Here is a 9,513-nt window from a genome sequence, read left to right on the forward strand (position 1 = left end):
CTTGGTCCAATCCTGGACCGCGCTTTGCTCATTTTCCGTTGTCCACTCCGCAGTCCGAGCCTAACCTCGGCTGCGAACTGCGGGAGGCCGTAATGCTGACGACCGTCAGAGAACAGGCAACGGGTCTTACCAAGGACCAGCGAAACGCCTTTGTCGCCGCCTATTTGGGCTGGATGATGGACGCGTTCGACTATTTCCTGGTAGTCCTCGTCTACAGCGAGATAGCCGACGATTTTCACGTCTCTCTCACCGATATGGCCTTCCTGACCACGGCGACGCTGGTGATGCGGCCGGTCGGTGCGCTGCTGTTCGGTATGTGGGCGGATCGCCGTGGCCGCCGCATACCGCTCATGGTCGACGTCGTCTTCTACTCGGTCGTAGGTTTCGCGTGTGCCTTCGCCCCCAACTACGCCGTGTTGCTGGTGCTGCGGCTGCTGTACGGCATCGGGATGGGCGGCGAGTGGGGCCTGGGCGCGGCGCTCGCCATGGAGAAGATCCCGGCCGCCAGGCGCGGCTTCTGGTCGGGCCTGCTGCAGAGCGGCTACTCGCTGGGCTATCTGCTGGCCGCCGTGGCCTTCTTCGTCGTCGAGCCCGTATTCGGCTGGCGGGGACTGTTCGCGTTCAGCCTGCTGCCCGCCCTGGTGTCGCTGTGGGTGCGCAGCCGGGTGAAGGAGAGCGAGGTGTGGGAGAAGAGCGTCCAGCTCAACCGCACCCCGGCGTACAAGGTGTTCAAGGACCCCGCGGTGCTGCGGCGCTTCGTCTACCTGGTCGCGCTGATGACCGCGTTCAACTGGATGTCGCACGGCACCCAGGACATCTACCCGACCTTCGTCAAGAAGGGCCTGGGCCTGTCGGCGAACACCTCGATCGCGATCGCCGTGGTCTACAACATCGGCGCCATCATCGGTGGTGTGGTGCTGGGCGCGTACTCCGAGCGGCTGGGCCGCCGCCGCACGATCATGATCGCGGCGGCGGGTGGCCTGGTCGTGGTGCCGTTCTTCGTCCTGTCCAGCACCACCGGCTGGTTGATGCTCTCGTCCTTCCTGATGCAGGTGTGCGTACAGGGAGCCTGGGGCGTCATCCCGGCCCATCTGACCGAGATGAGCCCGGACGCCGTCAGGGGCTTCTACCCGGGCGTCACGTACCAGCTCGGCAACCTGATCGCCGCGCTCAACCTGCCGATCCAGGAGGCCCTCGCCGAGCGCCACGGGTACCCGTCGGCGATGGCGTGGACCGTCGTGCCCACCCTGGCCGTGGTGATCGTGCTGAGCGCGATCGGCAAGGAGGCCAAGGGCATCCGCTTCGGAAGCAGCGGTCCGCAGGCCCCGAGCACGGCGGCGACGAGCACGGCCCAGCCCTGACGGGCAGCACGCGGCTCACGCCGGGCGAGGCCCCGCCACCGCGCAAGCTCCTGGGCCCCCGGGCAGTTTTGTTCGGATCACCGGGCGGACCAGCACCGCTCGAGGGTGTTGCGCTGCTTGTGGGTCTCGCGGTCGAAGGCCGGGGTCTGCTGCCTCGGCTGCCCCGACGGAGCCGGTGGCTCCGCTGTGGGGCGTCCTCGCCGATGGGGAACGCGTAGGCGGGCCATGACGTCGGTGAGGCAGGTGCGTCGCCGGCCTGTCCGGCGGTGATGCAGCGGGCATCGGCAGCGAGGCGGATCCATGTGGTCAGTCCGCCGCGGGACCGACCGATGGCGTGGTCGTCCGGTTCGCCGGCCGGGGCCCTCTGCAGGCCCCGGCCGCGTGCTGGTGGGCCTCGTGGAGTCGACGGAGGCCCGCCCGGTTGAAGTCCTCCTCCGCATCGGCTTGGGCCACCAGCGTGGTGAACACCCGCTCCCGGATGCCATCGACGGCCCACATCCGCCGCCGGTTGTAGACACCCCGCCAGTTGCCGTACTTCTCCGTCAGGTGGACCCACTGCGTCCACCTGACGGTCGCGGCGCCGGAGGGCGGGCTGCTGGCCTGAGACGCCCTCCCCCGGGTGTCTCACGCCGTCGGTAGGCTCAGCATCCGGTACGCCGATTCCGGGGAACGCTCATCACAGCGCACCTAGCCGGCAATACAGCACCAGCGAAAGCTGGCCGAGTTTTTGACGACTTCTTTTGCCGCTTATTCCGTTCCCTCGACAGGAGGGTGGTCTCCTGTTGGATAACGTGGGCCCGAGCCATGGCCGGAAATCAGAGGCCCGGGGTTCCTGATTCGCCCCACATCACGCCACGCCGATGTGATGCTCCCCACGAGCCCCGAATGAAAGAGGGCGATCGGGCAAGGCTCACGTTCATGTCTCATATGCACACCCCTCGGCGGGGGACGTGACGGCGGCCGCGACCGGGGCGACCGGGACCCTGCCCGCCGCAGCGAACACGGCCGGGGCCGCCCCCACGACTCCGGTGCCCTCCCTGCCGTCACTCACGGGACTGCGATGGATGGCCGCGCTGCTGGTCTTCGGGCTGCACGTACGCAATCTCGGCTACTTCGGGGGCACCGGCCAGCACATCGCGACGTGGGGGTTCGGGGCCGGGGCCACCGGGGTGTCGTTCTTCTTCATCCTCTCGGGCTTCGTCCTGATGTGGTCCGCACGGCCCGGTGACCGCGCGCCGGCGTTCTGGTGGCGGCGCATCGCCCGGATCTACCCGGTCCACCTCGCCACCGCCGCGGTCGCGCTGCTCATGGGACTCACCCTGGCCCGTCAGACGGAGCCCACGCCGGCCCAGGCACTGGCCAATGTGCTGCTGCTGCACTCCTGGTGGCGCCCTTGGTGGCAGACGCTGGACCCCGTCAGCTGGTCGCTGGCCTGCGAGGCCTTCTTCTACGCCGTCTTCCCGCTGCTGGCGCTCCCGCTGCGCCGCATGGGCGCCCGGGGGTCCGCCGCCCTGGCCGGGGCGTCGGTGCTGGCCGTGCTGGTCCTGGCCTGGGCGGACGCGCAGCACTGGCTGGGCCAGCCGCTCTACTCCTTCCCCGCGGCCCGCCTGCCCGAGTTCGTCCTCGGTGCCGCTGTCGCCCGTATGGTGCTGCTCGGCCGGTGGCGCGGGCCCGGCCTGGAGGCCTCGCTCGCGGTGGCGATCATCGGCTACTTCCTCGTCCCCCACGTCCCCGGCGGATACCCGGCCGCAACCTGCACCATCATGGGATTCGCCCTGCTCATCCCGGCGGCGGCCGTCGCCGACCTGCGGGGCCTTCCCTCGCTGTGGCGGCACCGAAGGCTGGTGCGGCTGGGTGAACTCTCCTTCGCCTTCTACATGATTCACCTGCTTGTCCTGCGGATGGGCACCGACCTGCTCGGCACATCCCCGCATCTCGGCGTGCTGCCGGCGCTGACCGCCACGGCCGTCGCGTTCACCGTGGCGCTGGGGCTGTCCTGGGCCTTGTACGAGGGTGTGGAATGCCCTGCCAGACGACTGCTGCTGCGCGGCACCCGTTTCACAGCGGGAGACTCCGGCGTCGGGCCGGCCGACTGAACCGCCGATGTGTATAAGAGACAGGTCGACAGGTACATCCGCAGGATCTCGCTCTTGGGATAGGCGTGAGCGAGCTTGACGGCCAGCGCGACCTGCTCCAGCTGGTCGCGGCGGGTGCGTTGCCCGTAGGTGTAGAGCATCCTCGCGAGTTGCTGCACGAGGGTGGCTCCTCCTGCGTCGCCTCCGTGGCCGCGTGCCCACTCCACCAGGGCGCGCAGCACACCGACAGGGTCGATGCCGGGGTTGTGCCAGCAAACGCGCGTCCTCTGTGGCCACCAGCGCCGCGGCGACCTTCGGGGGCGTGGGGGCGTCGGTGTCGCTCACTGCGTGGGCGACGGGTTGCGCGCGCACCCGGGCCTCCGCGTCGGCCACCCCGGGTGTGGCTGCCAGGAGGACACCTCCCACGGCCGCGAGCACCATGACCGCGCTGAGGCCGAGGCCGCACACCCGGGGTGAGGAGACGGCGCAGCCACCAGGGCAGCGGGCGCCGGTGTACGAGCCGGTCGAACGCGGTACGCAACGGAAGACGGAGCGGGCGATACCGAAGAGCACCGCGGCTGCGGCGCCGGGGCACCGGCGGCCAACCTGCCGAATGGTCTGGGGCGACCGACGCGAGATACGACAGCCATCATGCTTGAACCCCCCTGGACTTGCCTTGATTCCTTATTACGCGCCTTCCGCGTGAAATTGCCATAAGTCCTTGGTAGGGAATCGTTGCGGTACTTCTCAGATGCGTCCCTTTCAAGGGTCAAGGTTTGGCAGCTTCCTTCTGGGAGCGTTCAGTTGGTCCCTAGGCTGACGGGTGACGCCGTACACGCCGGCCGACGAGGAGACTCCGTGACGACAATGAGGCGGGCGCCGGAAAAACGCCGGCCCATGAAGGAGATGGCGTATCTTGCCGCCTTCGCGGTGGTCTCGGTGCTCGCCCTGGTCGGGTGCGGAGCGAGCGCGAACTCGTCGGCGTCGCCCCGGCCAGGCGACATCACGATCAAGCCGGTCAGCGACGCGTCCGGCCGAGCCGAGCCGGATCAGCCCATTCACTGCGCGGCCACCCACGCGAAACTGACCAAGGTCGCGGTCACCCGCCCGAACGGGTCCCTTGTCGACGGCACCCTCGACACGGCGACCGGGACGTGGCGACCGACGCACCCGCTCGGTCTCGACGCCCGCTACACGGTCACCGCGACGGCCACCGGCTCGGCCGGCACATCGGTGACCAAGCGCCTGAACATCGAGACGATCGATCCGTCCGGCACCGTCACGGCGCAGTCCATCACCCCGGCCACAGGGGCCCAGGTGGGCGACGCCCAGCCGGTCGTCGTCGTCTTCACCAAGCCCGTGACCGACGAGGCCGCCCTGCAGAAGGCACTGTCCGTGACCGACACCCACCACGTCACCGGTGCCTGGCACTGGGTGACCGACCGGCGTGTCGACTACCGTCCCCGAACGTACTGGCCGCTGGGGGACAAGATCACCGTGACGGGCGACCTCGATGGCGTGAACGCCGGGAAGGGCCTGTGGGCGACCGGCGACTACACCCACACCTTCACGGTCGACTCCGACGTGCACGCCGTCGTCGATCCCGGCACCCAGAGCATGGCGGTCTACCGAGGTAGCCGACTGCTCCGGAAACTCCCGATATCGAGCGGCGGGGCGCACTACCGGACCTGGGGCGGCTACCTGGTGGTGCTGGACAAGGAGGCGAAGATCCGGATGACCTCGTGCAGCGTCGGCCTCAGCTGCACTCCCGGAAGCCCCGACTACTACGACCTGCCGGTCCTCTGGGACGTCCACCTGACGTGGACCGGTACGTACATCCACGACGCGTCGTGGGACAACGCGGCCATCGGCCGGGTGGACAACTCCCACGGCTGCGTCCACCTGAGCGCCTCCGACGCGAAGTGGTTCTACACCACCGTGACGCCGGGAGATCTGGTCCAGGTCATCAATCCGTCCAAGCCGGTGGCGCTCGACAACGGGGACGGGGACTGGAACCTGTCCTGGGCCCGGTGGAGCACCCCCGACGCCACCCGGTGAGGGCGCTTCCATGAGCTTCCCCCGTGCGACCTGATCGTGGTCGGATCCGGCCTGTACGGTCTGACCGTCGCGAACGCGCGGCCACCCGACTCGGCAAGCGGGTGCTCGTCCTGGAGCGCCGTCCGCACCTCGGGGGCAACGCCCGCTCCGAGCGCGAGTCGACGACGGGCATCGAGGTGCACCGCCATGGTTCGCACGTCTTCCACACCTCCAACGAACAGGTCTGGCAGTACGTGAACCGGTTCACGGAGTTCACGTCCTACCGCCACACGGTGTGGGCCACCGCGGGCGGGGCGGTCTACTCGCTGTCCGTGAACCTCGGCACGATCTGCGCCCACGCCGGCCGCCGCCTGGCCCCGAGGAGGCGAGGGCGATGATCTGCGGACTCGCGGAGGAGTCCGCTAGAGCCGCCCGCCGAGACCGGCCGTCTCGACCGGTACTTCGGGTACTGCGAGGGCCGGCTCGGGTGGCGGATCCTGGACTTCGAGCAGGAGCTACTGGGGGTCGGCGACTTCCAGGGCACGGCGGTGATGAACTCCACCGACGAGGAGGTGCCGTTCACTCGCATCCACGAGTTCCCGCACTTCCACCCGGAGCGTGACCACCCGAAGGACCGGACGGTGATCGTCCGGGAGTACTCCCGCTTCGCCGGTCCCGGCGACGAGCCGTACTACCCGGTCAACACGGCCCAGGGCCGCGCCGTCGTGGCTCGGTACCGCAAACTCGCGCGGAACGAGCGCGGGGTCTTCTTCGGGGGACGGCTCGGCGCCTACGCCTACTTGAACATGCGCATGGCCATCGCGTCGGCGCTGGCCCTCGTCCGCAACCGGCTGCAGCCGTACTTCGGGAAGCGCTGACGCGTCCGCCCCGGACCGTCGTACGGGCCGAGGCGCTGTCCGCGGGTGTGGCCGGTCGTGTCAGACGAGTTGCAGCCACTGCCAGCCCGCGGCGACCACGGGCTCCGCGGCATCGGCCAGCCGGCCCCGCAACGAGGCCGCCTCGGCACGGGCCGCGGTAATCACCTCCGACGGGAGCCGGTACTCGGTGATGGCCTGCTCGAACTCGTCCTCGTCCACGAGCAGGACGGTGCCGTCCGCGAGCCTGGCCAGGTCGAGTTCGAGGTCGACGTAACTCCAGCCGGCCGCGTCGAGGACGGGCGGGGTGCAGATGTCGACGCCGATCCAGTGCTCCTTTCGCCACCACCACGCAGCCCACCAGCCGGAGGCCGGCATGAGCTGCACACCGTCGCTGGGCACCACCAGCGGCCGGCCGTCGCTCCTGCGGTGCGTCTCGCCCTCGGCGCAGAACAGCCAGGTGCCGAATGCGTCGGTGCCCAGCACCCGGGCGTCCCACTCGGTCGCGAGCCGCGGCCCGTCCCCTCCCGGCAGAGCCCACTTGCGCTTCTGAACCCGGATGCGCGACCCGGTTCCCTCGGCTGTTCCGGTCACCGGAGAAAGCCCCTTTCCGCACTCCAGCCGTCGGCGGTGTCCGCCTCCAGCTGCCGCAATCTAGCAGTGGCCACCTGGTCGAATCCGTCCAGGAAGTACTCGTCGCCGGGACGCGGTTCGATCGGTAGACGTCGCCCAGCAGGTCGACCTGCACGGCGAGCTGGGGGTGGGCCGTCGGGTGCATGTCCCCGTGCGGCACGCGCACCAGGCGGCCGCCCGCCCCCATCCGCTCGGCGTGCAGCGCGTAACCGTGATCCACCCGCAGCGTCGGCGCCGCCGTCTTCTGCTCCGACTCCCGCGCCCCGGTGGGCACGGCGAGCCCCCTCGCCCCGGAGGAGGTCCGGCCGCCCGCGCCGTGGCGGGTGCACCGGACCCGGGTCAGCGAGTACTCGATGATCTGCCCCCGCGGGGAGGGACACTGCGCCGAACACGGGCCGGACTACGAACACCGCACCACCGTGACCCTGTGACCAAGGGTCACCCAGCGTCCGAAGTCCTCACGCCCCGCGTTTTGGAACAGCACTTCTCCTGCGCTGCATCAGCGCTGTACGAGCGCTGACCGGCCTCCCGCGACAGTGGGATCACCGCTCCCGCCAGGGAGGACGGAGACCGAAAGGGACCGCCACATGGGTACCGCGAGGACACCGCAGCGCAGGGCCATACTCACCGGCGGGCTGGCCGCCACCGCGGCCATGCTCACCGCCTGTTCGTCGAACCCGGACGCCTCGAACGCGGGGAAGACATCGGCTGTGGGCGCGGCGAAGTCCCCCTCTCCCTCGCCCGCGGCGGGCCCGCGACCGGACTCGCCCTGGGCGGCGTTCGCACGCCTGATGGACGGCAACAAGCGCTGGGTGGACGGAAAGCTCCAGCACCCCGACCGTGACCCGGAGCGGCGGGAGTTCGTCGCCGAGGCACAGGACCCCTACGGCGTCATCCTCTCCTGCATCGACTCCCGCGTCCCGCCGGAGCTCGTCTTCGACACGGGCCTCGGCGACCTGTTCGTGATGCGCACGGGCGGGCAGGTCGTGGGACCGGTGGTCGTCGGTTCCGTGGAGTACGGGCCGATGACCACCGGCACCCCGCTGATCGTGGTCCTCGGACACCAGCGCTGCGGTGCGATCAAGGCGGCTTACGAGGCGATGCGCGACGGCAAGAAGCTGCCCGGCAACCTCCAGGCGATCTCCGACGCCCTGCGGCCGGCCTACCGGGAGACCGCCAGGACGAAGCACACCGACCCCGTCGACGCCATGGTGCGGATCCACATCAAGCAGACGGCCGCCGAGCTGCGGAGCAACAGGGACCTCGCCCCGCTCGTCAAGAAGGGCGACCTGGCCGTCGTCAGCGCCTACTACTCGCTCGACACCGGCCGCGTGGAGGTCCTCACCGGCGCGCCCTCCGCCTGATGCGCAGGCAACGACGACCGGGCGGGAAAAAACGTTCACGCCCGGTCACGTTATACTTGCGGCGCCCATGAAGGCCACCGTCGTGCCTGGTCGCACGGCTGCAACAGCGAGGGGGTGGACGCCATTCCGGCACGCCCCGCCCGCATCCAGGACGTCGCGGCCGCCGCCGGCGTCTCGGTGTCCACCGTGTCGAACGTGCTCAACCGGCCCGAGCGCGTCACCGCACAGACCGCCGAGCGCGTCCGCACGGCCGTCGCCGCGCTCGACTACGTCCCCCACCCCGGAGCCGCCGGACTGCGCACCGGGCGCGCCTCGGCCATCGGCCTGGTGCTGCCCGACGTGACCAACTCCTTCTACGCGCGCATCGCCCGGGGCGCCGCGGACGCGGCCTACGACCACGGCTACTCCCTCGTCCTCTGCCACAGCGCGGACGCCCCGGAACGGGAGCAGGGCTACTTCAGCATGCTCGTAGAGCAGCGGGCCGTCGGCGTCGTCGTCGTGCCGCTCAGCGCGGACCCGGGCCGGCTCGCCCGGCTGCGCGAGCGGGGCATCCCGCTCGTCCTGGCCGACCGGGCGATGCCCGACCGGGACGGCTGCTCGGCCTCCGTCGACGACATCGCCGGCGGCCGGATCGCCGTACAGCACCTCCTCGACCGCGGGGCACGCGACATCCTCGTCGTCAACGGTGAGCGCGGCATACGCCAGTGCGCCGACCGCTACCAGGGCGCCCGGCAGGCCGTGCGCAGCCGGCGCGAGGCGCGGCTGGACCAGGTCGTCGCCGAGCGGATGACCGTCGCGTACGGCACACAGATCGCGCACGGGCTCGGCGAACTGCCCGACGGGGTCTTCTGCACCAACGACTTCCTCGCCGCGGGCCTGTGCCGCGGGCTGACCGACCGGGGCGCGCGCATCCCCGAGGACGTACAGGTGGTCGGCTACGGCGACCTCGACATCGCGACCTTCGGCGCCACCACGCTCACGACGGTCCGGCAGCCGGTCGAGGACCTCGGCCGGGCGGCCGTGGAGATGCTGCTCGACGAGATCGAGGCCCGCGCGGACCACGTCCACGAGACCCGGGTCTTCGCCCCCGGCCTCGTCCTGCGCGACTCCACCCGCCCGCCCGCCGACGACTAGGGCCTGTCGTTTGGATCACGTCGCAGACGCGGGG

The 9,513-nt window shown here is 70.3% G+C and carries 9 protein-coding genes and 1 pseudogene; 8 read left to right on the top strand and 2 right to left on the bottom strand.

Features of this window, described 5'->3' with window-relative positions; all coding sequences use genetic code 11:
• Window positions 1-92: 92 nt before the first annotated feature.
• On the top strand, window positions 93-1,361 hold the full coding sequence (locus tag GTY47_RS05925; protein WP_029181010.1) for an MFS transporter: 1,269 nt from the start codon (window positions 93-95) through the stop codon (window positions 1,359-1,361).
• A gap of 209 nt (window positions 1,362-1,570) precedes the next feature.
• On the opposite strand, the pseudogene GTY47_RS40680 reads toward GTY47_RS05925, so the two are convergent.
• A pseudogene (locus tag GTY47_RS40680) lies at window positions 1,571-1,692 on the bottom strand (IS5/IS1182 family transposase); the annotation flags it as partial.
• Between the two features lie 619 nt (window positions 1,693-2,311).
• Here GTY47_RS40680 and GTY47_RS05930 point away from each other — a divergent pair.
• The 4 genes from GTY47_RS05930 to GTY47_RS40690 all read left to right on the top strand — a co-directional run bounded on the left by GTY47_RS05930 (window position 2,312) and on the right by GTY47_RS40690 (window position 6,351).
• Entirely contained in the window at window positions 2,312-3,457 is a 1,146-nt protein-coding gene (locus GTY47_RS05930; RefSeq protein WP_010037671.1) for an acyltransferase, read from the top strand.
• An 846-nt stretch (window positions 3,458-4,303) separates the two neighbouring features.
• On the top strand, window positions 4,304-5,494 hold the full coding sequence (locus GTY47_RS05940; RefSeq protein WP_078602787.1) for an Ig-like domain-containing protein: 1,191 nt from the start codon (window positions 4,304-4,306) through the stop codon (window positions 5,492-5,494).
• Window positions 5,495-5,517: 23 nt separating this feature from the next.
• Window positions 5,518-5,871 (top strand): NAD(P)-binding protein, encoded by a 354-nt coding sequence (locus tag GTY47_RS40685; protein WP_231911199.1) that lies wholly within the window; start codon window positions 5,518-5,520, stop codon window positions 5,869-5,871.
• Between the two features lie 99 nt (window positions 5,872-5,970).
• On the top strand, window positions 5,971-6,351 hold the full coding sequence (locus tag GTY47_RS40690) for a UDP-galactopyranose mutase (protein WP_231911260.1): 381 nt from the start codon (window positions 5,971-5,973) through the stop codon (window positions 6,349-6,351).
• A gap of 60 nt (window positions 6,352-6,411) precedes the next feature.
• Here the strand turns inward: GTY47_RS40690 and GTY47_RS41805 are convergent, their stop codons facing one another.
• Window positions 6,412-6,942 carry a DUF402 domain-containing protein gene (locus GTY47_RS41805; protein WP_010037674.1) on the bottom strand — a complete coding sequence of 177 codons (531 nt, stop codon included), beginning with the start codon at window positions 6,940-6,942 and terminating at the stop codon, window positions 6,412-6,414.
• Between the two features lie 305 nt (window positions 6,943-7,247).
• Here GTY47_RS41805 and GTY47_RS05955 point away from each other — a divergent pair, with 305 nt between their 5' ends.
• The 3 genes from GTY47_RS05955 (at window position 7,248) to GTY47_RS05965 (ending at window position 9,479) form a co-directional block, all read left to right on the top strand.
• On the top strand, window positions 7,248-7,412 hold the full coding sequence (locus tag GTY47_RS05955) for a hypothetical protein (protein WP_158688399.1): 165 nt from the start codon (window positions 7,248-7,250) through the stop codon (window positions 7,410-7,412).
• A 156-nt stretch (window positions 7,413-7,568) separates the two neighbouring features.
• Window positions 7,569-8,345 carry a carbonic anhydrase gene (locus tag GTY47_RS05960; RefSeq protein ID WP_010037676.1) on the top strand — a complete coding sequence of 259 codons (777 nt, stop codon included), beginning with the start codon at window positions 7,569-7,571 and terminating at the stop codon, window positions 8,343-8,345.
• Window positions 8,346-8,459: 114 nt separating this feature from the next.
• The gene (locus tag GTY47_RS05965; RefSeq protein WP_010037678.1) at window positions 8,460-9,479 is read left to right on the top strand and encodes a LacI family DNA-binding transcriptional regulator; all 1,020 of its coding nucleotides are present in this window, start codon (window positions 8,460-8,462) and stop codon (window positions 9,477-9,479) included.
• Window positions 9,480-9,513 lie beyond the last annotated feature (34 nt).

The sequence above is a fragment of the Streptomyces sp. SID5464 genome, assembly GCF_009862985.1.
GTDB classification, from domain to species: domain Bacteria; phylum Actinomycetota; class Actinomycetes; order Streptomycetales; family Streptomycetaceae; genus Streptomyces; species Streptomyces chartreusis_D.

Bases quoted from the DNA above. Each gene is read 5' to 3' on its own strand.
- GTY47_RS05925 (WP_029181010.1), top strand. From the start codon at position 93: ATGCTGACGACCGTCAGAGAACAGGCAACGGGTCTTACCAAGGACCAG.
- GTY47_RS05940 (WP_078602787.1), top strand. From the start codon at position 4,304: ATGAGGCGGGCGCCGGAAAAACGCCGGCCCATGAAGGAGATGGCGTAT.
- GTY47_RS05960 (WP_010037676.1), top strand. From the start codon at position 7,569: ATGGGTACCGCGAGGACACCGCAGCGCAGGGCCATACTCACCGGCGGG.